This window comes from Mesorhizobium sp. NZP2234 (genome assembly GCF_013170765.1).
GTDB lineage: Bacteria > Pseudomonadota > Alphaproteobacteria > Rhizobiales > Rhizobiaceae > Mesorhizobium > Mesorhizobium loti_D.
Genome location: NZ_CP033364.1, coordinates 4,626,536 through 4,651,885, shown reverse-complemented (window position 1 = coordinate 4,651,885; position 25,350 = coordinate 4,626,536). Strand labels below are relative to the sequence as shown.

Sequence of the window (25,350 nt, the reverse complement as noted above, 5' to 3'; positions counted from 1 at the left end):
GCGCCGGCGTTGGCGATTGAGCCCCAATGCCATTGGTAGCTTGCCGCTAGTCTCCAAATGTCAGCGACGCCCCTCATTTGCCCTGCCGGGCATTTCTCCCCGTATAGTGACGGGGAGAAAGAGCTATAGTCACGCCCGCCCGATCGTCACGTGCGTGGCAAGTGTCGTCGCAACCTGCTCGGTGCATCGATAGCCTAGCTTCAACATATCCAGGCCGGCAAAGAGGTTCTCGCCCCTGCCAAGCAGCACGGGCGCCACCGCCAGGTGCATCTCGTCGATCAGCTTTTCCTGCAGGTACTGGCGGATGGTATCGACACCGCCGCCCACCCGCACGTCCTTGTCGCCGGCCGCCGACCTTGCCTGCTCGAGCGCCGAATGGATGCCGTCGGTGATGAAGTGGAAGGTCGTGCCGCCTTCCATGGTGATGGGTGCCCGCTTGTGGTGCGTCAGCACGAAAACCGGCACATGGTAGGGCGGGTTGTCGCCCCACCAGCCCTTCCACTTGTCGTCGGGCCATTCTCCGCGGATCGGCCCGAACATGTTGCGGCCGAGGATCCAGGCGCCGACATTTTCGAAACTGCGCGCCGCGAACGTCTCGTTGGTATCGGTGGTCCCGCCATCTTGTCCGAGCACCATCGCGCGGAAGGTGCGGGTGCCGACCATCCATTTGTGCAGGTTCTCGCCTCCCACGCCGAGCGGATGTTCGAGGGTCTGGCCAGGCCCTGCGCCATAACCGTCGAGCGACAGGGTGAAAGCATTGACACGAAGTTTTGACACCATTGCCTCCTGAACCGCATGTAATTTGCAATCAGTGGCCGTTTAACCTAACTGCTTGCAAAAAGCAATTGGTTTCGTGTGAATGCGCAACGGGCTACAGAAGGCTCCTGACAGCCAGCTGGGAAAGATCGTTCAAAACAAAAGATAACGGCGCTGATACGCCACATCGCTGGGCTTCGGCGGCTTTCTCGTTCAGGTTTGGTGCGAGCTACCCCTTAAGCATCTCAGCCACTTCCGGTGCGAAATAGGTGAGGATGCCGTCGCAGCCGGCGCGCTTGAAGGCGAGCAGCGATTCCAGCATCGCCTTCTCGCCGTCTATCCAGCCATTGGCGCCGGCGGCCTTGATCATCGAATATTCGCCCGACACCTGGTAGGCGAAGGTCGGCATCTGGAATTCGTCCTTCAGCCGGCGGATGATGTCGAGATAGGGCAGGCCTGGTTTGACCATCAGCATGTCGGCGCCCTCGGCGATGTCCTGCTCGGCCTCGCGCACCGCCTCGTCGGAATTTGCGTGGTCGATGTAATAGGTCTTCTTGTCGCCCTTGAGCAGCCCGGCGGTGCCGACCGCCTCGCGATAGGGGCCGTAGAAGGCCGAGGCGAACTTCGTCGCGTAGGACATGATCGCCACGTCCTGAAAACCGTTGGCGTCGAGCGCATCGCGGATGGCGCCGATCCGGCCGTCCATCATGTCGGAAGGCGCGATGATGTCGGCGCCGGCGGCCGCCTGGATGACGGCCGCAGCCGCGACCTGCTCGACCGTCTCGTCGTTGACGATGATGCCGTCGCGCAGGATGCCGTCATGGCCGTGGCTGGTGAACGGGTCGAGCGCGGCGTCGGTGATGATGCCGATTTCGGGCACCGCGTCCTTTATCGCGCGGCTGGCGCGATTGATGATGTTTTGCGGGTCGAGGATGTGCGACCCGGTCTGGTCGCGCAAGCCGAGCTCGACATTGGGGAACGTGGCGAGAGCCGGAATGCCGAGCTTTGCCGCCCGTTCGGCCTCCTTGACGGCAAGGTCGACCGACAGGCGGAAGACGCCTGGCATGGCCGCGATCGGCTCGCGTACATCCTTGCCCTCGACAACGAAGATCGGCCAGATCAGGTCGTCGACCGTAAGCCGGTTCTCCTGCACCAGGCGGCGCGACCAGTCGGCCTTGCGCATGCGGCGCAGGCGGCGGCTGCCGGTGATGTCATCGACGCTGCGCGCGCCGGCTGGCTTGGTCGGGGTGAATTTGTTCATGGCCAAAACTCTCGTTTCGGCGGCTTTTACCACGAGCCCTTGTCGCTGACCAATGCGACACGATTGTGCCAGGCCGGCAGAAGGGGAGGTACCGTCCCGCCATGCCTATCCGGTCAGGGCTTTCCATTGCCGGAAAGAATCTGCGCGGCACCCCCTATTGCCGCCCGGAACGCCTCGTCGAAGCTGACGCCGCGGACCTGCCAGCGATAGGTCTTGCCGTGACCGGCCAGTCGCCAATCGGCGATCCAGCCGAGCTCCTTGTCGCTCCATACGATGCTGCCGGCGAGCGCTTGCGCGCCACCGGCCTGTTTGGCCAGCAGATCCAGCCTTGCCATGTCGTCGATGCGCAGCCCTTTTCCGTCCAGCTCGGCCAACTGCGCCGCGTTGGGGAATACGACATGCATCAACAACGGATCGGTGGCATTGGCGAAAGATGCGCGCATCGTCTCGCCACGCTCCTCGTCGGCGCCTAGCAAAAAATGCCGAGCGCCCTGTTCGACGGTGAGAAAGACGGTAAGCGTCGGCCGCTCGCCAAGCCAGGGCCTGCTGCCGAGCTGTTCGAGCAGCTTGTCGACCGTGGCGGGCTTGTAGAGACAAATCAGATCATGCGGCCGGTCATGCGTGCCTTGCTCGTCATGTATCGGAATGCCTTCCAGCCGGTCATGGTAGCGGAAGGTGTCGATGAAATCGCCGGCCTTGTCGCGTAGCGCCAGCATTTCCGGCTTTTTCGGCAGCCGTTGGTCGCCTGAAACCCTGACCAGGACCCGGTCCAGGCAGTCCCTGAAGCCTATCTGGCGGTTCTCTTCGCCCTGGCCGGTGACGATGGTCCGTGACTGGTAGAGATCGTCGATCGTGACGGCGGACGCGGGGCGCGGTGCAAGGCTCGCGATCATAATAAGCCCGATCGTCAACAGCGCTGGACGAAGAAATCCGGACATGGCCAACTGTCCCCGAATCCGCTTGCGCGCGCGGTATCGGCGCGTCGCTTGCAACGGCAGCGATCTTCGTAGCATTGCTCGCCGCCGGCCGCCAAGCCTGTGGTGGAGAGGCCGCCGCCATTGACGCACCCATGCGCCGCCTTTAGCACTTCAGTCCCGCAGGCGCGGGGGAAGGATTCTCTGGCGATGGATTTTGGTGGAGGCGACGAAATTCGCTTCGAACGGTTGGGCAGGGCCGGTGTCGTGACGCTGACGCGACCGCAGGCGCTCAACGCCGTCACCCATCGCATGGTCAAGGCGCTGGGCAAGGCCTTGCATGCCTGGGAGCGCGATGACGGCGTGGACGTCGTCCTCGTCAGGGCCGAGGGCAGGGCGTTTTCGGCAGGTGGCGACATCCTGCATATCTACGAGTCCGGCCGGGCGGGAAATCCGCCGGTCGAGTTCTTCGCCGACGAGTATCGGCTGAACGCCCGCATCAACAGCTTCAAGAAACCCTATGTCGCCCTCATCGACGGCATCGTCATGGGCGGCGGAGTCGGCATCTCCTTTCACGGTTCGCACCGGGTGATGACCGAAAATGCCCAGTTCGCCATGCCGGAGGTCGGCATCGGCTTTTTCCCGGATGTCGGCGCCAGCCATCTTCTGCCCGACCTTGGCGGTTCCTTCGGCATGTATCTGGCCTTGACCGGCAACCGCATCCGCTATGGCGACGCGCTGTGGTCGGGGCTCGCCACCCACACGATCAAGGCCGAAGACCAGGCCAGCATCCTCGATCGGCTGGTGCTGACCGGTGATCCGGAATCGGTGCTGCGCGGTTTCTTTGTCCAGGCAAAGCGGGAGACCGACAGGCCGACGCTCGAAGCGATATCGCGCCATTTCAACCAGCCGTCTCTTCAGGATGTTCTCGACAGCTTGGATCGCGCGTCGGGCACCGATGAATTCGCGGCCAAGACGCTGGCGACGATCCGCATGCGCTCTCCGACCAGCCTTCGCGTCGCCTGGCGGCAGATCAGCGCCGGGCAGACGCTGTCGATGGACGAGTGCATGAAGATGGAATTTCGCATCCTCAACCGCATGCTTGCCGGCCACGATTTCTACGAAGGCATCCGCGCCGCCATCATCGACAAGGGGTCGAAGCCGCAATGGCGGCCGGCAACCCTCGATGCGGTCGGCGAGGCGGATGTCGAGGCCTATTTCGCCCCGCTCGGCGAACGGGAACTCCCGCTATGAGCGAGGTGACGTCGCGACGCGTCGTGCTCCAGCCCTCGACGGTCGAGGTCATCTTCGCCTGGTTCCAGCGCGTCATCGCCGGCTACTGCCTGCTGTTCGGCATCCTGTACTGGATCAAGCTGATCGGCTTTTACCCTGGATCGCTCTGGCGCTTCGACCTGATGCCGGTGCACTGGCAGGTGGCGGCGGTGATGCTCGCCGTGTTCTTCCCCTTCGCCGCGGCGGGGCTTTGGATGCTGGCCTCCTGGGGGCCGGTGATCTGGTTCATCTGCGCCGTCACCGAAACCGTCATGTATGCCGGCTTTCCCGAGCTTTTCGGCCATCGGCTGCTGATCGTCGTCTCGCATGCGGCGGTGGCGCTGCTCTACATCGTCTTTCGCGTCGTCATCTACCTGCAGAAACGCCCCGCGCGGCACTAAGCTCTTGCCGCCGTTGACGACTTCGCGGCCCCCGCGATCCGGCCTCGCGATTATTGCCTAAGCCTTTAGGTTAATTATCCTTGCTCGGGTGACCGTTCGTTAAGCCTCTTTCGAAACCTGTTACCGGTAAGCTCTTGTTAGCCCTAGCGTTTAAGTCGAATTTTATGAGTATTCGATAGTGTCGCGATCAAGGTGAAAAACAAAAAATCACCAGGGCGACAAACGAGAGGCAAAGACAATGATCAATTCGCGTCCGGCGGCGAAGACCGCCAACGTTTCCGACGATCGCCGCGAGGCTATCCGTTCGCTTTACATGGAATCGCTGCAGCTCGTCGAGCGGCTGCACCGCCGTCTGCTTGACGTGATCAAGGACGAATTCGACCGCAACGGCCGTTCTGACATCAATGCCATCCAGGCGCTGCTGCTGTTCAACATCGGCAATTCCGAGCTGACCGCCGGAGAGCTGCGCTCGCGTGGCTACTATCTCGGCTCGAACGTGTCCTACAATCTGAAGAAGCTGGTCGATCTCGGCTTCATCAACCACCAGCGTTCGCGCATCGACCGCCGTTCGGTCCGCGTCTCGCTGACTCCGAAGGGCAACGAGGTGGCTGACGTCGTCGCCGGTCTCTATGAGCGCCATGTCGGCTCGATCGAGCAGGTCGGCGGCATCAACACCGACGAGTTCAAGCAGATGAACCGCGCTTTGCAGCGGCTCGACCGCTTCTGGAACGACACCATCGCCTACCGGATGTAAGGCGCCGCGTCGGATCTGGCCCGCGCCACAGAAGCGCGGCCGAAATAGCGACCTTCAGTCAAGGCCGGTGCCGAAAAGCACCGGTCCCTTTCTTTTCGGAGCGCCGGCCCGGCCGATTTGGGCGCAAGGCCACGTTGCCGCCATATTCCAGTGGAACCGAGGGTGGCAGTGATGCTGTCGTGAAGACCATGCGTCCACCCGCAACCGTATCGCGCCTCGCGCGTTTCTCGCCAACGTGATACGGGCCATGGTTGGCTAATTGTTAAGATTGCCAATTTTAGAGTGCGGGCGAGATCGCCCGATGATCGACGCAGCAAGTGATCGAACCGCTACCTATGTCTGGAACGTCCATGAGAACCAGCCGCCGCTTCTTCCTTTCCGGAGCCTCGTTGCTCGCCGCCGCCATGGTGGCCGGCCGCGCGAGCGCGCAGGATGTGATCGGAGATATCCTGAAATCCTCGGCCCGCGGCAATTGGGACGACCAATTCGACGCCCGTGCCAGCGAAGGCGGCAAGGTGGCGTCGACGCTGCCGATCTTCAGCCCGCAGACGGTTGCGTTCACGGAGCAGGCGGTCGCGCAGTATCAGAACATTGTCGGGCAGGGTGGCTGGGTAGAGGTCCCCGCGACCAAGAAGCTGCAACTCGGCGTCGATGATCCCGATGTCGTGCCGCTGCGCAAGCGGCTCATGGTCGCTGGCGACCTTTCGCAGAGCGCCGGCATCTCGACGGCCTTCGATTCCTATGTCGACTCGGCGGTGAAGCGCTTCCAGCTGCGCCACGGCCTGCCCGCTGACGGCTCGATGGGCAAATACACCTATGCGGCGATGAACGTTTCGGCGCAGGTCCGGCTTGGCCAGCTGCAAACCAATCTGCAGCGGCTGAAGGAGAAGGCCGGCACGCTGGGCAGCCGCTATGTGCTGGTCGACATTCCGGCGGCCCAGGTCGAAGCGGTCGAGAACGACCGCGTCGTGCTTCGCCACACGGCAATCGTCGGCAAGATCGATCGCCAGACGCCGATCGTCAATTCCAAGATCAACGAGATCATCGTCAACCCGTACTGGAACGCGCCGGTCTCGATCGTGCGCAAGGACATCATTCCGCTGATGCGGAAGGATCCCGACTATTTGAAGAACAGCCATATCCGCCTGTTCGCGCCGGACGGCAGCGAAGTCGATCCGATGAACGTCGACTGGTCGACCGATGATGCTGCCAAATACCGGTTCCGCCAGGATCCCGGTTCGGAAAACGCCATGGCTTCGGTCAAGATCAATTTCCCGAGCCCGGACGGCGTCTACATGCACGACACGCCCCAGCAGAGCCTGTTCGGCAAAATGATGCGCTTCGACTCCTCGGGCTGCGTGCGCGTCCAGAACGTGCGCGATCTCGTAACCTGGATCCTGCGCGACACGCCCGGCTGGGACCGTCAGCATTTCGAGGCGGCGATCAAGACCGGCCAGAACACGCCGATCCAGGTCACCAACCCGGTGCCGGTGCACTTCCTCTATCTCTCGGCCTGGTCGACGGGACCTGGCGTGGTCCAGTTCCGCGACGACGTCTACGCGCTGGACGGCGCCAGCGAGCTGCAGATTACATCTTCGCTATAAGGCTTTGATATTCATAACGAAAGGCCGCCATCAGGCGGCCTTTTTTGTTTGGCGGGAACGTCCGCGGGGGCTGGCGTGCGGCCGGCCAGCTGGTGCCCCTAGGCAACCTCGCGTTGACGCCAGGTGCCGGCCTTTTTTTCGACATTGGCGGCATGCTTGCCCATGCGGTCGGCTCGCCCACGCCATGAACTCAGCCCGGCCGTCGCCGCGCCGGCGCTGTCTGGACGCGGGGTCGACGATTGCGCATGGTTCGCGACACAGCCGGAATCGCACCATGCAAGCCGCCATCCTTGTCCTCGTCGTGCTCGTCTTCGTCGCCGTTTCCGGCGCGCTGGTGCGGCTGGTGCGGGTGCCGCTGCCGATCCTGCAGATTGCGATGGGCGCCGCGCTCGCATGGCCGGTGCGCGGCATCCATATCGAGATCGATCCTGAACTGTTCCTGCTGGTGTTCATTCCACCGCTGCTGTTCAGTGACGCTTTTGGCGCGCCCAAGCGCGACCTGATGGCATTGCGCGGACCCATCCTCGACCTTGCCATCGGCCTCGTCTTCTTCACCATTGTCGGCTTCGGCTATGCCTTGCACTGGCTGGTGCCGAGCATTCCGCTGGTCGTTGCCTTCGCGCTCGCGGCGGTCCTGTCACCGACCGACGCGGTGGCAGTCTCCTCGATCGTCGACAGAAGCGTGGTCCCGGCGCGGCTGATGCACATTCTGGAAGGCGAGTCGCTGCTCAACGATGCGTCGGGCCTGGTCATGTTCCGCTTTGCCGTCGCGGCGGCATTGACCGGCAGTTTTTCCTTCGCTGACGCCTCGCTGAGTTTCCTCTACGCCGTGGTGGTCGGCATCCTGGCCGGCGTGGCGGCATTGTTCGTCGCCGCCAAGGCGCTGCAACTCCTGAACCGCATCGGCGACGTGCCGCCCGAGGCGCAGGTGCTGATCACCATCCTGCTTCCCTTCGTCGCCTATCTGGCCGCCGAGCACTTCGAGGCTTCGGGTATCCTGGCCGCGGTGACCGCCGGCCTTTTGACCGGGAGCACCGGCATATTCCGCTTTCTTGGCGTTTCGGCGCGCGTGCAGACGATCTCGCTCTGGACGACATTTTCCTTCGTCTTCAACGGCGCGCTGTTCATCGTGCTCGGCCTGCAGCTCCCCGAAATCATCCGCAAGGTGCCACCGGAGCTCACCGGCAACTATCCGCTCATTCAGCCGGTGCTGACCGTGATGGCGCTGACCTTGTGCCTGATCGCGCTCCGTTTCGTCTGGATCTGGATCGGCGACATCATGGCGGGGCTTGCGGCCCGGCTTGGCAAACGCAGGGCCGAGCCATTCGGCCTGCGCGTGCGGCTCGCCGGATCGGTGGCCGGCGTGCGTGGCGCCATAACGCTGGCCGGCATATTGTCGCTGCCGCTGGCCCTGCAGGACGGCTCGCCGTTTCCCGCGCGGGACCTTGTCATCTTTCTCGCCGCCGGCGTCATCATCTGCTCCCTGGCGATCGCCAGCCTGGCCTTGCCCGTCATCGCGCGCGGACTGGTCGAACCGGGTGAAGACGCAGGCGCCGCCGAGGAACGCATGGCGCGTGTCGGCGCGGCAAAGGCCGCGATCGCCCACCTTGAAAGCATCGCGCAGACCGACGACGAGGAGGGCGATGTGCCCGGCGTCAGGCTCGCCGCCGCCAATGGGATTGTCGCTGCCTACCGGCGGCGCATCGCGGCGGCCGACGAGGCCGATGAAGCGCGCGCAGAGATGCGCGAGGCGGGGAGGCTGGAGATCGACCTGAGGCTGGCCGGCATCGCCGCCGAGCGTGACGCCTTGCGCGCCATGCTACGCCGCGGCGAGATCAACGACCACACGGCGCGGGCGTTGTTCACCGAGATCACGCTCACCGAAGCTCTTCTGGACGGCAGGCAGGCACGAAAATAAGGCCCGCAATGCCCAAGGGACATGGATTTGCAACCTCTGCCGCAAACCGGCCAGCAAATTTCGCGCCGCAAACGTGGCGGGTCGAAAACAACTGTGTTAATGGCGCGGCAATGCGTGTCGCCCAAAAGTGCGCAGCGGTTTTGGGGCAACGGTATGCATAAACAAATTGCCCCCGAACCGAGGATTTCAGGCTATGGCAACAGCAGCGGCAGCGTCGAATAAATTCGAATCCTTCTTCGAAACCACGCTGGAAGACGCCGATCCGGAGATTTTCGGCGCCATCCGCAACGAACTCGGTCGACAGCGCCACGAGATCGAACTGATCGCTTCGGAAAACATCGTCTCGCGCGCGGTGCTCGAGGCGCAAGGGTCGATCATGACCAACAAATATGCCGAAGGCTATCCGGGTAAGCGCTATTACGGCGGCTGCCAGTTCGTCGACGTGGCCGAGGAACTGGCCATCGAGCGGGCGAAGAAGCTGTTCGGATGCAATTTCGCCAACGTCCAGCCGAATTCCGGCAGCCAGATGAACCAGGCGGTATTCCTGGCGCTGCTGCAGCCCGGCGACACCTTCATGGGCCTTGATCTCAATTCCGGTGGCCATCTTACCCATGGCTCGCCTGTGAACATGAGCGGCAAATGGTTCAAGGTCGTCTCCTATGGCGTGCGCAAGGACGACCATCTGCTCGACATGGACGCGATCGAGAAGACCGCGCATGAGACCAAGCCGAAGCTGATCCTGGCCGGCGGCACCGCCTATTCGCGCATCTGGGACTGGAAGCGTTTCCGCGAGATCGCTGACGCGGTTGGCGCTTATCTGATGGTCGACATGGCGCACATTGCCGGCCTCGTCGCCGGCGGCGTGCACCCGTCGCCGCTGCCGCACGCGCATGTGGTGACGACCACCACGCACAAGTCGCTGCGCGGCCCGCGCGGCGGCATGATCCTGTGCAACGACGAGGACATTGCCAAGAAGATGAACTCGGCGGTGTTCCCCGGCCTGCAGGGCGGCCCGCTGATGCATGTCATCGCCGCCAAGGCGGTGGCCTTCGGCGAGGCGCTGAAGCCGAGCTTCAAGGTCTATGCCGAGAGCGTGGCCGCCAATGCCAAGGCGCTGGCTTCGAGCCTCAAGGAGACCGGTCTCGACATCGTTTCCGGTGGTACCGACAACCATCTGATGCTGGTCGATTTGCGCCCCAAGAACGCCACGGGCAAGCGCGCCGAGGCAGCTCTTGGCCGCGCCAACATCACCTGCAACAAGAACGGTATTCCCTTCGATCCGGAAAAGCCCTTCGTCACCTCGGGCGTGCGCCTCGGCACCCCTGCCGGCACGACGCGCGGCTTTGGCCAGGCCGAATTCCGCGAGATCGGCAAGCTGATCGCCGAAGTGCTTGATGGTCTCAAGGTCGCCAATTCCGACGAGGGCAATGCCGCGGTCGAGGCGGCGGTCAAGGCCAAGGTCGTGGCGCTGACCGATCGTTTTCCGCTCTATCCTTATCTCGGTTGATCGTCTCTATCTCGATTGACCCGGCGCGAAGCGTCATCTCTTATTCGCCGGCGGTGCGTCACCCCTGATCGGGTGACGCATGGAACTGGAGACCTGATGATGCGCAATTTTCGTCTCGCCCCGCTCGGCGTTGTCAGCTGGCTGGCCCTTTGCGGATCCGCCCTGGCGCAGACACAGCCCGCCCCGGAGACGCCGGTTACCAACACTTTCGGCAAATGGACGACCATCGTCGATGTGCTCGACACCGGCCAGGATGCGAGCAAGACCTGTGCGGCTTCGACGGCGTTCTTCGATGCGAACGGCAATTCGGGCACGCTGACCTTGTCGATCTCGACCGGCGATGCGCTGCCGCCCGATGCCTTTCCGGCCATCATGCTCACTGTCGACAACAAGCAGCTGCCGACCGGCAAGAAGATCGCGGCGACGTTTGGCGACCCCGGCGTCAAGGTTTCGGCGACGGTCTATTCCAACGATGCCGTCATCGGCCGCCCGAGCTGGACGGTCGACAATCAGGCCAAGACCAGTCTCGCGCTGCTGCGTGCCATGCGCCAGGTTGTCTCGCTCGACGTGACTTTCGGCAAGCAGGCTTTCGCCAGTATCCCGATGGACGGCTTCACCAAGGCCTACCGCAACCTGGGCACGTCCTGCGGCTTCCCGACCAAGGACGTCGCGCCGTGACTGGACGGCTGGGTCCGCAATAGGTCGACTATCGCCTGGCCGTTGCCGGCGGCATCGCCGTCTGGCCGGTTGCCACGCTGGCAATCTTCCTCGCGCCTCGCTATCTCTGAAGAAACGGAACTGCTTCAATCCCGGCCGGAAAGGCTCTAAATCTTTCGCCTCACCAGATTCGCGAACCCAAGGCTTTTCATGCGCTGTCCCTATTGCCAGTCCGAAGATACGCAGGTGAAGGATTCGCGCCCCGCCGAGGATGGCGCGGCGATCCGCAGGCGGCGTGTCTGCCCCGATTGCGGCGGCCGTTTCACCACCTTCGAACGCGTGCAGTTGCGCGATCTGGTCGTGGTCAAGAAGTCGGGCCGGAAAGTACCGTTCGACCGCGACAAGCTGCTGCGCTCGGTTGAGATCGCGGTGCGCAAACGCAATGTCGATCCCGAGCGCATCGACCGCGCGGTGACCGGTATCGTGCGCCAGCTCGAAAGCTCCGGCGAGACGGAAGTGGCTTCCGGCGAGGTCGGCCGGCTGGTCATGGAGGCGTTGAAATCGCTCGACGACGTCGCCTATGTGCGCTTTGCCTCGGTCTACCGCAATTTCCGCGAGGCCAAGGATTTCCACGAGTTGCTGGGCGAACTGAAGGGCGACGAAGACAAGACCGAAGAGGACGCCGGCTGAGCATGGCAGCACCGCAACCGAGCGAGGCCGGACAAGCGGCCCTTGATCGCCGTTTCATGGCCGCGGCCCTGCGGCTTTCTCGCAAGAATGCGGGCAGGACCTCGACCAATCCTTCGGTCGGAACGATCATCGTGCGCGATGATGGCGAGGGGCCGATGATCGTCGGCACCGGCGTCACCGCCGTCGGTGGCCGTCCGCATGCCGAGACCGAGGCGCTGGCCGAGGCCGGCGAGCTCGCGCGTGGCGCCACGGCTTACGTCACTTTGGAACCCTGTGCCCACCACGGCCGCACGCCGCCTTGCGCCAATGCGCTGGTCAATGCCGGCATCGCGCGCGTCGTAGGGGCTGCCAGCGATCCGGACACGCGCGTCTCCGGCAAGGGCTACGCCATTCTGCGCGCCGCAGGCATCGAGGTGGTCGAGAAGGTGCTGGCCGTGGAAGCCGCCGAGCAGATGGCGGGCTATTTGATTCGATCCCTGCGAAAACGCCCGGAAGTGACGCTGAAGCTTGCGCTTTCGAGCGATGGCAAGATCGGCAGGAAAGGCGCCGGCCAGGTTGCGATCACCGGCGAGGTCGCTCGCCGCGACGTCTATCTGATGCGCGCGGAGTCGGACGCTATCCTGATCGGCGTCGGCACGGCGCTGGAAGACGACCCGGCACTGACCGTGCGCCTGCCTGGACTGGAAAACCGTTCGCCGGCGCGCATCATCCTCGATCGCCAGATACGGCTCCCGGAAGCCTCGAAGCTGGTTTCCGGTGTCGACCGCGTGCCGCTCTATGTCGCTGCCTGTCTTGAGGCTGATCCGCAGCGCCGCGCCGCGCTGGAACGCGCCGGCGTACGCTTCATAGGCACTGAAACGCATGACGGCGTGGTTGCCTTGCCGGAACTGCTCGAAGACCTGGGGGCGCTCGGCATGGCAAGCGTGCTGGTCGAGGGCGGCGCCCAGGTCGCCAAGGCATTCCTGGACGAAGAGCTGGTCGACCGCATCGTCTTGTTCCAGGGGCCGGAGGCGATTGGCGAGGACGGCATTGCATCGCCGGTCGATGCTGACCATATCCCGGCAGGCTTTCGCAAATTGCGCGAGATGCGCTTCGGCGAAGACACCTACGCCGAGTGGATAAGAGACCTCTAGGGATCGGCATTGATGTTTACAGGAATTGTCACCGATATCGGCATCGTTGCGGCCGTCAAGCCGCTCAGCGAAGGCGTCGGCCTGCGCATCGATACCGTCTATGATCCCGAAACCATCGCCATCGGCGCCTCGATCTCCTGCGGCGGCGTCTGCCTGACGGTCACGGCGCTGCCCGAACATGGCTCGAACGCGCGCTGGTTCGAGGTCGAAGCCTGGGAAGAGGCCTTGCGGCTGACCACGGCCTCGAGCTGGAAATCCGGCACCAAGATCAATCTCGAGCGGGCGCTGAAGATCGGCGACGAACTCGGCGGCCACATCGTGTCGGGCCATGTCGACGGCACCGCCGAGATCATCGAGCGCAAGGACGAGGGCGACGCGGTGCGCTTCACGCTGGAGGCGCCGCGCCACCTGGCGAAGTTCATCGCGCCAAAGGGCTCCGTCGCGCTCGACGGCACCTCGCTCACCGTCAACAAAGTGGAGGGCACCCGCTTCGACGTGCTGCTGATCCATCATTCGCTGACCGTCACCACCTGGGGCGAGCGCAAGGTCGGCGACCGCGTCAATCTCGAGATCGACACCATGGCGCGCTACGCGGCGCGACTGGCGGAGGCGGCGAAAGAGGGCTTGTAGCGGTCACTTGGTCGATATTCCGCGAGCCGTCCCGAAGGCAGCAATTGATCGAAGATACTGAAAACCTTGTCTACGAAGCGGTCAGATATCTCGACAGCTCCAAGACCTACAAAGATCTGCTTTCCGGCGATGTCGGGGAGCAAATCCGCGCGATACTCAGCATATCGTGGCACGATGACTGGCGTTTTGCGCAGGATGTCTGCTTCAAATACGCCCGTTCTTCCGATCCGGATGTCCGAAGGATTTCCATCACAGGATTGGGCCATATCGCGCGGTGCGATCGATATGGGTTCTGTTTTGGAACTTGTTGGCGAACTTCGCCAAGCCGAACGCGCTCACGGCTCCTTCGAAGACATGTTTGACGACATCATGGTCTTTGTCGCTCGGCAGGGGCGGCGAGCGGTCTGAACGGCGCCGGTACCTCATGGCGACCTTGAAACTTCCGGCCATTGGCCGTACATTGTCGCCAGGAGAACGACGATGACTGCACACCCACCGCGTGGCCGTGTTCGTGGCGAACGTCTTGAAACTCGCGTCACGGCCGACCAGAAGAACCTTATCGAGCACGCTGCGGCGCTCCAGGGCCGCACGGTAACGGACTTCGTGCTGACGAGCGTTCAGGAGGCTGCCCGCCGGACCATCGAGGAGCATCAGCGCCTGGAGCTATCCGTTCGTGACAGCCAGGCCTTCGTGGATGCCCTCGTCAATCCGAAACCAGTAAACGACCGCCTGCGCGATACGGTGCGTCGGTATCGCCACGCCACTGGCACCTGAGGGTGACGGGCTCGACCGAGGCCTCTTTGCGAGTTGAAGTGCTTGGTCCGCAGCACGACAGAACCTTGTTTGAAAGCGGTGTAGAATCACTCGATCGATACCTTCGGATGCAGGCCGGACAAGAGGCCCGCAAAAACATTGCCGCGCCGTTCGTACTGGTCATGCCGGATGGAGCTATTGGTGGCTTTTACACGCTCTCATCGACTGCGGTGGATGTCGGCGAATGGCCTGTCCAAACTGTCCGTAAGCTGCCGCGTTATCGGCTCATTCCGGCAACGCTTCTCGGACGTCTGGCAGTCGATCGACGGCAACAGGGCAGGGGTTACGGTCGATACCTCCTGGCCGATGCCTTGCTTCGATCGCTCCGCAGCGAGATTGCCTCGTTCGCTGTCATTGTCGACGCAAAGGATGAGAACGCACGCCGCTTTTACGAACGAGAAAGCTTTCTGTCATTTCCCGATCAGCCTAAGAAGCTGTTTCGGCCAATGGCTGATATCGCAGAGCTGTTTAAATGAGGAAGTGACTGTGATGGAAAGCAGGAATTCCAAAGAGCAAGAGCGCCTCACGTGGGAAGCATCGGCCGATGTGGATGCCGGCCGTGTGGTGGATCACGAAGCCGTTGTTGACTGGGCTGAAAGCCTCGGTACGGACTGTCCGATCTCGGCGCCTTCCCCAAAGCGGCGATAAGCCCGACACACCTCCAGCAATCTTCCGCTTGCGATCAATCCGGCTTCGGCCTAAGTCACCGGCAACCCCCCGGAGATTTTTATGGCAGGCACATCCCAACACGGCAAAGCCTTCATTCGCCCGAAGGCGAAGGCGCATCTGCTGATTGTCGAAGCGCGCTTCCACGACGACCTTGCCGACGCGCTGCTCGAAGGCGCGACGAGCGCGCTCGATGAAGCGGGCGCGACCTACGATGTCATCACCGTTCCAGGTTCGCTGGAAATTCCCGCAGTGATTACTTTCGCTCTGGACGGTGCGGCGGAAGGCGGCACGAATTACGACGGTTTCGTTGCGCTCGGCACCGTCATTCGCGGCGACACCTATCATTTCGACATCGTCGCCAACGAATCCAGCCGCGCGCTGATGGACCTGTCCGTGCAGGATTCGGTCTGCATCGGCAACGGCATCCTGACCACCGAGAACGATGCACAGGCATGGACGCGGGCCAAGCGCTCGGAGGGCGACAAGGGCGGCTTTGCCGCGCGTGCGGCGCTGACCATGATCGCCCTCAAGGAACAATTGGGAGCGCGATCGTGAGCGAACCCGCTTCGCCCGGACAGCCCGCGATACGCCACGCCAACAAGCGCGGTGCCGCCCGTCTGGCTGCCGTGCAGGCGCTCTACCAGATGGATGTCGCCGGCAGCGGCGTCTTCGAGATCACCGCCGAATACGAGGCGTTCCGGCTTGGCAAGGAAGTCGACGGCGCGCTTTATCGCGAGGCGGATGCGCAATGGTTCCGCGCCATCCTGACCGGCGTCGTCGAGAACCAGAAGACCATCGATCCAATCATCCGCCAGGCGCTGACCGATGATTGGCCGCTGTCTCGGCTCGATTCGACGTTGCGCGCCATTATGCGCGCCGGCGTCTATGAATTGATGAAGCGCGAAGACGTGCCGGTGGCGGTCATCGTTTCGGAATATGTCGACATCGCCAAGGCTTTTTACGAGGAAGACGAACCGAAGCTGGTCAATGCCGTGCTCGACCGCGTGTCACGCCGGGTGCGCGGCGAGGGGCGCGGCAAGGACGCATCGTGACAGCCACCACTGTCGAGGTGGGCAGGGACGCGCGGCACACCGCTTTGATCCTCGCTGCCTCGCAGGCGATTATCGGTTCGGCTGCACCCATAGCCATCTCCATGGGTGCACTGGCAGGGCAATACCTGCTCGGCGCCGACAAGTCGTTGGCGACGGCGCCGATCACCGGCTTCAACCTTGGCGTGGCGCTTGGCGCTTTGCCGGCCGCGGCCATTATCCGCCGGCTGGGCCAGCGCGGCGGCTTCATGACCGGAACCGTCGTCACCGCGCTTGGCGGCCTGATCGCCACCCTGGCGCTTTTCCACGGCAGTTTCTGGCTGTTCGCGTTCGCGCTGCTCGTGATCGGCATCGGTGGTGCCTTCGTCCAGCAGTTCCGCTTCGCCGCCGCCGACAACGCGCCGCCGGAGTTCAAGGCGCGCGCCATCTCCTTCGTGCTGGCCGGCGGCATCGTCACCGCCATCCTTGGGCCGCAGATCGTCATCTTCACCCGTGAACTGTTCGCGCCGGTGATGTTTGCCGGGTCATTCGCCGCTATCCTGCCGCTTGCCGCGGTTGGAGCCGTTACCCTGTCGTTTCTGCGCCTGCCGGCAAAGGCCGCCAGCAAGGTTGATGTTGCCGGCGGCGATGCCAGACCCCTGGCCGAAATCGTCACCAGGCCGCGCTTCGTCGCCGCACTGTTCTGCGCCGTCGGCTGCTATGCGCTGATGAGCTTCGTCATGACCGGCGCGCCACTGGCCATGGTTGGCTGTGGCCTGTCGGAGAATGATGCGACGCTGGGCATTTCCTGGCACGTCATGGCGATGTTCGCGCCGAGCTTCTTCACCGGCTCGCTGATCCATCGGTTTGGCGCCGAGCGCATCGTCGCCATTGGCCTGCTGCTGCTGATCGGCTGCGCTGCGGTAGCCTTGTCGGGCCTGGCGCTGTGGCAATTCTGGACATCGCTGATCCTGCTCGGTCTCGGCTGGAATTTCGGCTTCATCGGCGCCACCGCCATGGTCGCTGCCAGCTACCGGCCGTCGGAAAAGGGCAAGGTGCAGGGTTTTCACGACTTCGCCCTGTTCGGCTCCGTCGCCTGCGCGTCGCTGCTGTCGGGCATGGTCTACAACGCCTGGGGCTGGGAGATGCTCAACTGGATGATCTTTCCGGTCACCGTTCTGTGCTTTTTGGCACTTGGCACGTTGAAACTGACGGGCCCGCGCAAATCCGACGCCTGAGCCTCGACTTGAGGTGACATGACGCTGTCAGGATGGCTTCGGTCGAAGTCGCCGCTTCAGAACAAAATTATTGCGCTGATACCTGCTCTTATGAAACCGTATGCCCCGACGCCGCGTTTGGGCCATGCTCATATGCGGCGACCCGATTCCGGTTCATAGCAAGGGATTTTCACAATGTTTTCAATCAAGGCTCTGGCTGGCGCGGCGCTCGCGCTCGGCATCACGGCGGCTTCCGCCAGTGCCCAGGTGGTCGTGTCCTCGAAGATCGACACCGAGGGCGGCGTACTCGGCAACATCATCCAGCTCGTGCTCAACGCCAACAACATCAAGACAACGGACCGCATCCAGCTCGGCGGCACGCCGGTGGTGCGCAAGGCGATCACCGCCGGCGAGATCGACATCTATCCCGAATACACCGGAAATGCCGCCTTCTTCTTCGAAAAGGCCGATGACCCGGTCTGGAAGGATGCCGCCAAGGCTTATGAGGCGGCCAAGAAGCTCGACTATGATGCCAACAAGATCGTCTGGCTGTCGCCGGCGCCGGCCAACAACACCTGGGCGATCGCGCTGCGCAAGGAAGTGACGGACGAAAACAAGCTCGTCACCCTGTCGGACTTCGGCAAATACGTCGCCGGCGGCGGCAAGGTGGTGCTGGCGGCGTCCTCCGAGTTCGTCAATTCGGCGGCAGCCCTTCCGGCCTTCCAGACCACCTACAGCTTCACCCTGAAGCCGGACCAGTTGATCACGCTCTCGGGCGGCGACACGGCGGCGACTATCGCCGCGGCGGCCAACCAGACCAGTGGCGCCAACGCTGCCATGGTCTATGGCACCGACGGCGGCATCGCGCCGTCCGGCCTGGTCGTGCTTGAGGACGACAAGGGCGTGCAGCCGGTCTACCAACCCGCCCCGATCATCCGCGAATCCGTGCTCAAGGAACATCCCGAGATCGAGACGCTGCTGAAGCCGGTCTTCGCCAAGCTCGACCTCGTCACGCTGCAGGAGCTGAACGGCCGCGTGCAGGTCGGCGGTGAGCCGGTCAAGGGCGTCGCCGAGGACTTCCTGAAGAAGAACGGCTTTCTGAAGTAGGCGATTCCGGCGCGCCGCATGCGTGGCGCGCCGGAACGACCGACGGGGGAGGGCGTGTCAATCCGTTTCGACAAGCTCGGCGTGGTCATCGCCGCGATCGCCGCCTATGCAGCGTTCCTCGCCCCCTTCGCCACGCTCCGCGCCAACCGGATCGTTCCCGGCCAGGCGCGTTCGATTCTCGAGGCGCTGCCGGCAACCGCCGGGGCATTGCTTTTGGCTATCGTGGTCGTGGCGGCGCTCATAGCACTTTTCAGGACACCGCTTGGGCTGCGCCTTGCCGCCGGTGTGGTCGCGCTTGCCGCGCTCGCGCTGCTTGTCGGCGTCGCCGGCACGTTCTTGACGCCGGCCGGCAACACCTTTGCCAGAGTATCTCCGGCCTCCGGTTTCTGGATTCTCATCTTTGCGTTCACGCTCTTGCTGGCCGACGTCCTGACGCGCCTGAATTTGTCGCCATCGGCGCGTGTCGGTGTGCTGGCCGCCGCCGCGGTGGCGGTCGGCCTGCTTCTGGTGTCGGGGGCCTGGAACGACCTTTCCATCCTCAAGGAATACGCCAACCGTGCCGACAGTTTCTGGGCCGAGGGCTCCAAGCACGTGACGCTGGCACTTGGCTCGCTGGCCGCGGCAGTGATCGTCGGCCTGCCGCTCGGCATCCTCTGCCACCGCGTCGAAAAGCTGCGCGCCGGCGTGCTCAACGTGCTCAACATCATCCAGACCATTCCTTCGATCGCGTTGTTTGGCCTGCTGATCGCTCCGCTCGGCTGGGTCGCCGCGCATGTGCCCGGAGCTGCCGCACTCGGCATTCGCGGCATAGGCACCGCACCTGCCTTCGTCGCCCTGTTTCTCTATTCGCTGCTGCCGGTGGTGGCCAACACGGTTGTCGGTCTCGCCGGCGTGCCGCGTGCCGCCAACGACGCCGCGCGCGGCATGGGCATGACGGACCGCCAGCGCCTGTTCGGCGTCGAATTTCCGCTGGCCTTTCCGGTGATCCTCACTGGCATCCGCATCGTGCTGGTGCAGAATATCGGCCTCGCCACCATCGCCGCGCTTATCGGTGGCGGCGGCTTCGGCGTTTTCGTCTTCCAGGGCGTTGGTCAGACGGCGATGGACCTGGTGCTGCTTGGCGCGGTGCCGACGGTCGCGCTCGCCTTCGCCGCCGCCATCATCCTCGATGCGGTGATCGAAATGACCGCCACCAGGCGCAGGGTTGAAACGGCATGATCGAGATCGAAGGCATTACCAAGCGCTATGATGCGACCACCGTTGTCGACGACGTGTCGATGGTCATCGAGCCACGCACGGTTTGTGTCATTGTCGGCACCTCCGGCTCCGGCAAGACGACGTTGCTGCGCATGATCAACCGGCTGGTCGAGCCAACCGCCGGCATCATCAAGCTCGACGGCGCCGACAATCGTTCGGTGCCCGGCTACGAACTGCGACGCAGCATCGGCTACGCCATCCAGGGCCATGGCCTGTTTCCGCATCGCACCGTGGCGCAGAACATCGCCACCGTGCCGGTGCTGCTCGGCTGGGACAAGGCCCGTATCAAGGCCCGCGTCGACGAACTGATGACGCTCTACCAGCTTGATCCCGAGGCATTCGGGCCGCGCTACCCGCACGAATTGTCCGGCGGCCAGCAGCAGCGTGTCGGGGTGGCCCGGGCGCTCGCCGCCGAGCCCAACGTGCTTCTGATGGACGAACCGTTTGGCGCACTCGACCCGATCATTCGCACCAAGGCGCAGGAAGACCTGCTGGCGATCCAGAAGCGCTTCGGCACCACCATCATTCTCGTCACTCACGACATGGAAGAGGCCGTGCATCTGGGCGACAAGATCGCTGTCATGGATGCCGGCAAGCTCGTGCAATACGCCAAGCCCGCCGAGATCCTGGCAAAGCCGGCCAGCAGCTTTGTCGAGACCCTGGTTGGCGCCAGCGAGAGACCGTTCAGGCTGTTGTCGCTCGGGCGGGTGCGTGACGCGGTGGAAAAGGGCACCGCCGATGGCGAGGCGATCCCTGGCGATGCAAGCCAGCGCGATGCGCTGGCCGAACTCCTGTGGTCGGGCCGGCCGGCGCTGCCGGTGAAAGGCGCCGACGGCAAACCGCTCGGCCGCGTCACGGTGGACGGGCTGGTCAAGCGCGCGGCGAGGCCGGCATGAAAGCCTGGCTGCCTCTGCTGCTGAGGCTTGCCCTGGTGGTGTTGCTCGTGGCCTTTGTCACCAGTCCAGGCTGGTTCGAGCCACTGCTCAAGCCGCTGACCGAAAACAATGCTCCCGCGATCTACAATCAAGGCAGCCTGCTGACGTTGACGCTGCTGCATCTGCGCACCGTGCTGATCGCCACCGTCGCCGCGACCATCGTTGCCGTGGCCCTGGCCATCCTCGTTACCAGGCCAGCCGGCGCCGAATTCCTGCCGCTGTCGCGCAGCCTGGTCAACATCGGCCAGACCTTTCCGCCGGTGGCGGTGCTGGCGCTTGCCGTGCCGGCTGTCGGCTTTGGCGAGAAGCCGACGCTGATCGCGCTGTTTCTCTATGGCCTGCTGCCGATCTTCGAGAATGCCCTGACCGGACTGACGACGCTGCCGGCCAACGTCATGGAGGCGGCGCGTGGCGCCGGCATGACCGGCTGGCAAAGGCTCACCAAGGTCGAACTGCCGCTGAGCGCGCCGATCATCCTGGGCGGCATCAGGCTGTCGGTGGTGATCAGCCTGGCCACCGCGACCATCGGCTCGACCGTGGCCGCCAAGACGCTGGGCGAGGTGATCATCGCCGGGTTGTTGTCCAACAACCTTGCCTTCATCCTGCAGGGTGGCCTGATCGTGGCGGCCCTTGCCGTGCTGATCTATGACGGTCTGTCGGCGGTCGAACGCTACACGGCACGCCGAATGGGCCGCGAGGCGGAATAATCCTTGGGAGTTGGCCGTCCTGTCGCAATGATTCCGATGCGTCATTTCAATCGATCTAAATGAAAGGCCCACGTGGGCACTGTGGTCGCGGCTTTGTCTTTTGGGCGAAAGCCGGGCAAAAACTGAACAATATCTTGACGTTCCGAGCCCTGTTTCGCATACACCGATGCGAAGAGGTGGATTCCGTGCGCGGATTCCGGTCTTTGTCTCAACGGCCCAGGGAGGGGTTCATTTGGGCCAACAATCGAGGAAAATTTGGCAATGACCATACTTTACGCCGTCATCGCCTGCGGTCTGCTTTCTGTCCTTTACGCTATCTGGGCGACACGATCGGTTCTCGCGTCCGATCAGGGCAATGCACGCATGCAGGAAATCTCCGCCGCCATCCGCGAAGGCGCGCAAGCCTATCTGGCGCGCCAGTACACCACCATCGCCATCGTCGGCGTGGTCGTGCTTTTGCTCGCCTGGTGGCTGCTTTCTATCACCGCCGCGATCGGCTTCCTGATCGGCGCCGTCCTGTCCGGCGCCGCCGGCTTCATCGGCATGCATGTTTCGGTGCGTGCCAATGTGCGCACCGCGCAGGCGGCGTCCAACAGCCTCGCCGCCGGTCTCGACATCGCCTTCAAGTCGGGCGCCATCACCGGCATGCTGGTGGCGGGCCTGGCATTGCTTGGCGTCTCGATCTACTACCTGATCCTGACCGGCCCCATGGGCCTCCAGCCCAATGACCGCATCGTCATCGACTCGCTGGTCTCGCTCGGCTTCGGCGCCTCGCTGATCTCGATCTTTGCCCGCCTCGGCGGCGGCATCTTCACCAAGGGTGCCGACGTGGGCGGCGATCTGGTCGGCAAGGTCGAAGCCGGCATCCCGGAAGATGATCCGCGCAACCCGGCCACCATCGCCGACAATGTCGGCGACAATGTCGGTGACTGCGCCGGCATGGCGGCCGACCTGTTCGAGACCTATGCGGTGACGGTCGTCGCCACCATGGTTCTCGGCGCCATCTTCTTTGGCGGTACCGCCGTTCTCCAGACTGCGATGCTGTATCCGCTCGCCATCTGCGGCGCCTGCATCCTGACCTCGATCGTCGGCACCTTCTTCGTCAAGCTCGGCTCCAATGGCTCGATCATGGGCGCCCTCTACAAGGGGCTCATTGTCACCGGCCTGCTGTCGATCGTCGGCCTCGCCATCGCCACTTCGGCAACGCTCGGCTGGGGCGAGGTCGGCACTGTCGCCGGCATCGTCATCACCGGCAAGAACCTGTTCATCTGCGGCCTCATCGGCCTCGTGGTGACGGGTTTGATCGTGGTGATCACCGAGTACTACACCGGCACCAACAAGCGCCCGGTCAACTCGATCGCCCAGGCTTCGGTCACCGGCCACGGCACCAACGTCATCCAGGGCCTCGCGGTTTCGCTGGAATCGACGGCGTTGCCGGCCATCGTCATCGTCGGCGGCATCATCTCGACCTACCAGCTCGCCGGCCTCTACGGCACGGCGATCGCGGTCACCACCATGCTCGGCCTCGCCGGCATGATCGTGGCGCTCGACGCCTTCGGCCCGGTCACCGACAATGCCGGCGGCATCGCCGAAATGGCGGGCCTGCCCAAGGAAGTGCGCCACTCCACCGACGCGCTCGACGCGGTCGGCAACACCACCAAGGCCGTGACCAAGGGTTATGCCATCGGCTCGGCAGGCCTCGGCGCATTGGTGCTGTTTGCGGCCTATTCGAACGACCTTAAGTTCTTTGCCGCCAATGGCGACAAATATCCCTACTTCCAGGGCATGGGCGAAATCTCCTTCGATCTCTCCAACCCTTACGTTGTCGCCGGCCTGATCTTCGGCGGTCTGATCCCGTATCTGTTCGGTGGTATCGCCATGACGGCCGTTGGCCGCGCGGCGGGCGCCATCGTCGAGGAGGTTCGCAAGCAGTTCCGCGAAGATCCGGGCATCATGGCAGGCACGTCCAAGCCGAACTATGCGCGTGCGGTCGATCTTCTGACCAAGGCGGCGATCCGGGAGATGATCATCCCGTCGCTGCTGCCGGTGCTGGCGCCGCTCGTCGTCTATTTCGGCGTGCTGCTGATCTCCGGTTCGAAAGCATCGGCCTTCGCGGCCCTCGGTGCCTCGCTGCTCGGCGTTATCGTCAACGGCCTGTTCGTCGCCATCTCGATGACCTCGGGCGGCGGCGCCTGGGACAATGCGAAGAAGTCGTTCGAGGATGGGTTCACCGACAAGGACGGCGTCAAGCACCTCAAGGGCTCCGAGGCGCACAAGGCTTCGGTGACCGGCGACACGGTCGGCGATCCCTACAAGGACACCGCGGGCCCCGCGGTCAATCCGGCGATCAAGATCACCAACATTGTGGCCCTCCTGCTGCTGGCCGTGCTCGCGCACGGCTAACCGCCGGGTCGGTGGTCCAAAAAGCCCGCGGGGAGCGATCCCCGCGGGCTTTTCATTTTGATGCGTCAGCTTCGACGGGATTTCAGCCGCCGCTGGCGTCCGTGTCCGGGCGGCTGCCGTAGATCTCCGACAGTTCCTGCACACCCGGCTCGCGCTCGGGCATTGGCGGGAGGCCGCGAATCTCGCGCAGCAGCGCGACGAATGCGCCGCGTTTGTGTCGATGACGGAAGGAACGCGCCCTGGGGTGGATGCCGCAAGCCGCGAGCAATCTGCGCCTGAGATAGGTGGCTCTTGTCGAGCGAGGCGGTCCGTCGGCACCGACAAGAACTCTCACCCGCAAGGTGTTGGGCATCGCCATTGCCGCGACGAGCTCTTCCTGTTCCGTCGCAAGGTCCTTGACATAGCTGCCCTTGCGATTGCCGGAATGCAGCTTGAGCACGGTCAGATGCGGCATCGTCGCGATGACCGCGCCCTTTCGCCAGGCCCGGAAGAGCCAGTCCTGCGAGGCCTCGCAAAAGCACTGGCTGGCGGGGCGCCAGGGGCCGAGCCAGTCCAGCGATATCAGCCGGACTACCTGCGCCGAGCCAAACCCTACCGTGTCAACGGGATCGTAGAATCCATCCTTGCCGACGCCGAAGATCGAGTTCTTGACAGGCTTGCCATCGACCAGCGGTGGTTCGACAACGACGCCCCTTGCGATCACCACATCGGCGCCGGTCGCATCGATCCATCCCGTGGTCGCCGCGAGATGGTCCGGGAACCAGAGGTCGTCATGGTTGAGCAAGGCGACGAACCGGCCGCGTGCCCTGGCAAAGCCGATATTGTTGGGGCCGGACTGCTCGCCGAAATTGGCCGGCGGGTTGATATAGACGATGCGCGGATCGGCGAATTCGGCGATGACCGCCGCCGTGTCGGGGCGACAGGCGTCGCCTATCACCAGAATTTCAAAGTCCTGCAGGGTCTGACCCAGGACGCTGCGCAATGCCTGCCGCAAGGCGGCCGGGCGGTCGTGGGTTGCGATCACCACCGAGACGAGCGGCGGCTTCTGCCCGGCTGCATCGGACTGGCCGGGGCGCGCCACGCTACACCAGCTTGTAGGGGATGTGATCGGTGTCCGGCGGCAGGCGCCAATGGTCAGGCGCGTCATATGCATAGGCCTTGTCGACGAGATTGAGCAGCAGGGCGATCTCCGGCCCGAGCGCCGTCACACCGTGCCACACGCCGGGCGGGATGATGACGATCGCCGGTCGTAGCGCGCCGACGATCTTGTGCCAGACAGTGCCGAAGCTGGGCGAGGCCTTTCGGCCGTCATAGAGCGATATGCGCACGCTCCCGACGCAACAGAACAGCCGATCCAGCGTCACCTCATGCGCATGCCAGCCGGTTACCGCGCCTGGATACATCGTGCGCTGGAAGACCTGGCCGACTGGCGACCGGTCGAGATCCCACTCATCGCGGAATACCTCGGTGAGATAGCCGTTGGACGTCGCGACGGGCCTGATTTCCTTGACCCTGACGCCGTCGATTGCCGGAGGATCGACGGCAAGCCAGTCCGAGGTCACGGTTTGCCTGTCAGGCGTGCCGGTGGCCATCCAGCCGTCCGGCGCTATGCGTTCGCCACTGCTCATTTTCAAAAAACCAAAGCCCAGGGGATTTGATAAGGGCTTGCCCCATTGCTGGCAAGCTGGCCTTGCCTTGGCGAAACAAAAACCCGTGA

Annotated in this window: 25 protein-coding genes; 20 read left to right on the top strand and 5 right to left on the bottom strand. The window is 63.6% G+C overall.

Annotation, left to right across the window (positions count from 1 at the left end):
- Positions 1-129: 129 nt before the first annotated feature.
- The 3 genes from EB230_RS23040 to EB230_RS23030 form a co-directional block, all read right to left on the bottom strand.
- Positions 130-777 (bottom strand): dihydrofolate reductase family protein, encoded by a 648-nt coding sequence (locus tag EB230_RS23040; protein WP_172375152.1) that lies wholly within the window; start codon positions 775-777, stop codon positions 130-132.
- A gap of 208 nt (positions 778-985) precedes the next feature.
- Complete coding sequence (gene hemB, locus EB230_RS23035) at positions 986-2,017, bottom strand: porphobilinogen synthase (protein WP_172374014.1); 1,032 nt, start codon at positions 2,015-2,017, stop codon at positions 986-988.
- Between the two features lie 113 nt (positions 2,018-2,130).
- Positions 2,131-2,955: a DUF2066 domain-containing protein gene (locus EB230_RS23030; RefSeq protein WP_056562534.1), complete on the bottom strand. Its 825-nt coding sequence runs from the start codon at positions 2,953-2,955 to the stop codon at positions 2,131-2,133.
- 186 nt (positions 2,956-3,141) lie between these two features.
- On the opposite strand from EB230_RS23030, the gene EB230_RS23025 reads away from it, so the two are divergent.
- The 20 genes from EB230_RS23025 (at position 3,142) to EB230_RS22930 (ending at position 23,633) form a co-directional block, all read left to right on the top strand.
- Positions 3,142-4,185, top strand: coding sequence for an enoyl-CoA hydratase/isomerase family protein (locus EB230_RS23025; RefSeq protein ID WP_056562531.1), 1,044 nt, complete (start codon positions 3,142-3,144; stop codon positions 4,183-4,185).
- Positions 4,182-4,604, top strand: a complete 423-nt coding sequence (locus EB230_RS23020) for a DUF6163 family protein (protein ID WP_056562528.1) — start codon at positions 4,182-4,184, stop codon at positions 4,602-4,604. The genes EB230_RS23025 and EB230_RS23020 overlap by 4 nt, the downstream gene beginning before the upstream one ends.
- 238 nt (positions 4,605-4,842) lie before the next feature.
- A complete protein-coding gene (locus EB230_RS23015; RefSeq protein ID WP_013896002.1) occupies positions 4,843-5,358 on the top strand; it encodes a winged helix DNA-binding protein in 516 nt (171 codons plus the stop codon).
- A 350-nt stretch (positions 5,359-5,708) separates the two neighbouring features.
- On the top strand, positions 5,709-6,962 hold the full coding sequence (locus EB230_RS23010; protein ID WP_056562524.1) for a murein L,D-transpeptidase: 1,254 nt from the start codon (positions 5,709-5,711) through the stop codon (positions 6,960-6,962).
- Positions 6,963-7,236: 274 nt separating this feature from the next.
- Complete coding sequence (locus EB230_RS23005; protein ID WP_056562521.1) at positions 7,237-8,880, top strand: Na+/H+ antiporter; 1,644 nt, start codon at positions 7,237-7,239, stop codon at positions 8,878-8,880.
- A gap of 193 nt (positions 8,881-9,073) precedes the next feature.
- Positions 9,074-10,387: a serine hydroxymethyltransferase gene (gene glyA, locus EB230_RS23000; RefSeq protein WP_015318249.1), complete on the top strand. Its 1,314-nt coding sequence runs from the start codon at positions 9,074-9,076 to the stop codon at positions 10,385-10,387.
- Positions 10,388-10,486: 99 nt separating this feature from the next.
- On the top strand, positions 10,487-11,065 hold the full coding sequence (locus EB230_RS22995; RefSeq protein ID WP_171883362.1) for a hypothetical protein: 579 nt from the start codon (positions 10,487-10,489) through the stop codon (positions 11,063-11,065).
- Between the two features lie 189 nt (positions 11,066-11,254).
- Positions 11,255-11,734 carry a transcriptional regulator NrdR gene (gene nrdR / locus EB230_RS22990; protein WP_056562515.1) on the top strand — a complete coding sequence of 160 codons (480 nt, stop codon included), beginning with the start codon at positions 11,255-11,257 and terminating at the stop codon, positions 11,732-11,734.
- Positions 11,735-11,736: 2 nt separating this feature from the next.
- A complete protein-coding gene (ribD, locus tag EB230_RS22985; protein ID WP_172374013.1) occupies positions 11,737-12,867 on the top strand; it encodes a bifunctional diaminohydroxyphosphoribosylaminopyrimidine deaminase/5-amino-6-(5-phosphoribosylamino)uracil reductase RibD in 1,131 nt (376 codons plus the stop codon).
- Between the two features lie 12 nt (positions 12,868-12,879).
- Positions 12,880-13,497: a riboflavin synthase gene (locus tag EB230_RS22980; protein ID WP_172374012.1), complete on the top strand. Its 618-nt coding sequence runs from the start codon at positions 12,880-12,882 to the stop codon at positions 13,495-13,497.
- A gap of 480 nt (positions 13,498-13,977) precedes the next feature.
- On the top strand, positions 13,978-14,271 hold the full coding sequence (locus tag EB230_RS22975) for a DUF1778 domain-containing protein (RefSeq protein WP_056562503.1): 294 nt from the start codon (positions 13,978-13,980) through the stop codon (positions 14,269-14,271).
- Between the two features lie 2 nt (positions 14,272-14,273).
- Entirely contained in the window at positions 14,274-14,786 is a 513-nt protein-coding gene (locus EB230_RS22970; protein WP_056562499.1) for a GNAT family N-acetyltransferase, read from the top strand.
- 253 nt (positions 14,787-15,039) lie between these two features.
- A complete protein-coding gene (gene ribH / locus EB230_RS22965) occupies positions 15,040-15,534 on the top strand; it encodes a 6,7-dimethyl-8-ribityllumazine synthase (protein WP_056562495.1) in 495 nt (164 codons plus the stop codon).
- Positions 15,531-16,031, top strand: coding sequence for a transcription antitermination factor NusB (gene nusB, locus EB230_RS22960; RefSeq protein ID WP_056562492.1), 501 nt, complete (start codon positions 15,531-15,533; stop codon positions 16,029-16,031). The genes ribH and nusB overlap by 4 nt, the downstream gene beginning before the upstream one ends.
- Complete coding sequence (locus EB230_RS22955; RefSeq protein WP_056562489.1) at positions 16,028-17,245, top strand: MFS transporter; 1,218 nt, start codon at positions 16,028-16,030, stop codon at positions 17,243-17,245. Before nusB ends, EB230_RS22955 begins: the two co-directional genes overlap by 4 nt.
- 174 nt (positions 17,246-17,419) lie before the next feature.
- On the top strand, positions 17,420-18,331 hold the full coding sequence (locus tag EB230_RS22950; protein WP_056562487.1) for an ABC transporter substrate-binding protein: 912 nt from the start codon (positions 17,420-17,422) through the stop codon (positions 18,329-18,331).
- An 18-nt stretch (positions 18,332-18,349) separates the two neighbouring features.
- Positions 18,350-19,549, top strand: a complete 1,200-nt coding sequence (locus EB230_RS22945; RefSeq protein WP_171883319.1) for an ABC transporter permease — start codon at positions 18,350-18,352, stop codon at positions 19,547-19,549.
- Positions 19,546-20,484, top strand: a complete 939-nt coding sequence (locus EB230_RS22940; RefSeq protein ID WP_056562484.1) for an ABC transporter ATP-binding protein — start codon at positions 19,546-19,548, stop codon at positions 20,482-20,484. Before EB230_RS22945 ends, EB230_RS22940 begins: the two co-directional genes overlap by 4 nt.
- Positions 20,481-21,230 carry an ABC transporter permease gene (locus EB230_RS22935; RefSeq protein ID WP_056562481.1) on the top strand — a complete coding sequence of 250 codons (750 nt, stop codon included), beginning with the start codon at positions 20,481-20,483 and terminating at the stop codon, positions 21,228-21,230. The genes EB230_RS22940 and EB230_RS22935 overlap by 4 nt, the downstream gene beginning before the upstream one ends.
- 261 nt (positions 21,231-21,491) lie before the next feature.
- Complete coding sequence (locus tag EB230_RS22930) at positions 21,492-23,633, top strand: sodium-translocating pyrophosphatase (RefSeq protein WP_056562478.1); 2,142 nt, start codon at positions 21,492-21,494, stop codon at positions 23,631-23,633.
- Between the two features lie 82 nt (positions 23,634-23,715).
- Here the strand turns inward: EB230_RS22930 and EB230_RS22925 are convergent, their stop codons facing one another.
- On the bottom strand, positions 23,716-24,714 hold the full coding sequence (locus EB230_RS22925) for a glycosyltransferase family 2 protein (RefSeq protein WP_172374011.1): 999 nt from the start codon (positions 24,712-24,714) through the stop codon (positions 23,716-23,718).
- A gap of 1 nt (position 24,715) precedes the next feature.
- Positions 24,716-25,261 (bottom strand): dTDP-4-dehydrorhamnose 3,5-epimerase family protein, encoded by a 546-nt coding sequence (locus EB230_RS22920; RefSeq protein WP_056562471.1) that lies wholly within the window; start codon positions 25,259-25,261, stop codon positions 24,716-24,718.
- Positions 25,262-25,350 lie beyond the last annotated feature (89 nt).